The sequence below is a fragment of the Acidovorax delafieldii 2AN genome (assembly GCF_000175235.1).
Taxonomy (GTDB): Bacteria; Pseudomonadota; Gammaproteobacteria; order Burkholderiales; family Burkholderiaceae_C; genus Acidovorax; species Acidovorax delafieldii_B.
On sequence record NZ_ACQT01000568.1, the window covers coordinates 1 to 896 of the forward strand.

The 896-nt window shown below is 68.5% G+C and carries 2 protein-coding genes; both read right to left on the reverse strand.

Going from position 1 to position 896, the window contains the following annotated elements:
- Positions 1-262, reverse strand: a 262-nt coding sequence (locus ACDELDRAFT_RS23085) for a dihydrofolate reductase family protein (RefSeq protein WP_005801717.1), incomplete at its 3' end; no start/stop codon positions are given.
- 13 nt (positions 263-275) lie between these two features.
- On the reverse strand, positions 276-641 hold the full coding sequence (locus ACDELDRAFT_RS23090) for a GFA family protein (RefSeq protein ID WP_005801719.1): 366 nt from the start codon (positions 639-641) through the stop codon (positions 276-278).
- Positions 642-896: the final 255 nt, after the last annotated feature.

Sequence of the window (896 nt, forward strand, 5' to 3'; positions counted from 1 at the left end):
CGGCGCCCGGTGCGCCGGGCAGCGTGCGCGAGGTGAACACCCAGACCGGCTGCTCATAGGGCCAGGGCTGTCCGCTGGCGACGCCATGGCGCAGCATCCATTCATAGGTGTGCGAGCCCATGGCAATGGCGCCCACGTCGCGGATGAAGGCGGCGTAGCTGGAGCCCGCCACGTCGCCGAACTGCAGCAGCCAGTCGAGCTGGTGGTCGGGCGTGGCAATGAAGCCGTCGAGGCTCGATGCACCGTAGAACAGTGTCTTCATGCGCGGACTCCGTTCACCACAGATTGCGCCCGTCGATCACTTCCACGGGCAGGGCATCGATGTCGAAATCGTCCAGCGCGCGCAGGTTGATGGTTTGCTGCAGGCTGTCGGGATCGAACGGCTGGGCGGTCCAGTCGGGGGTTTCCGAGAACGTGCCGCAGCCGCAGGTGGCACAGAAGTAGTGCCTGTTGAGCGGGTTGTGGCCGTAGGCCGTGGCGTCTTCGCGCGGCGTGAGCAGGCGAAGCTGGCCGGGCGGCACCGACGCCCACAGCGCGCCGCGCTTGGTGCAGAAGGTGCACGTGCAGCGCCTGGCCGTGCGGGGGACGAAATCGATTTCGAAGCGGGTCTTGCCGCAGTGGCAGCTTCCTTGAATGGCCATGGGGTTCTCCGGGATGGCAGGTGAAGCGGCCAATGTAGGGCGCCCCTGCTGACAGCGTGTTGGCAGCAGGTGTCAGCGCGCCGGGGTGGCGCGGCAACGGGCGGGTAGGGTGGATGTCGGGGCGCTGCATAACGCCGTGAGGGGTGCCGGGCGGTTCGTGCCTGCCCTGCCGCGTTGGCCCCCTGCGCACTGGCGCGGGCCATTGTTGCCATCACTCGCGACCGCCGCGCAGGTGGGCGCCCCTCAGTCCGTCAG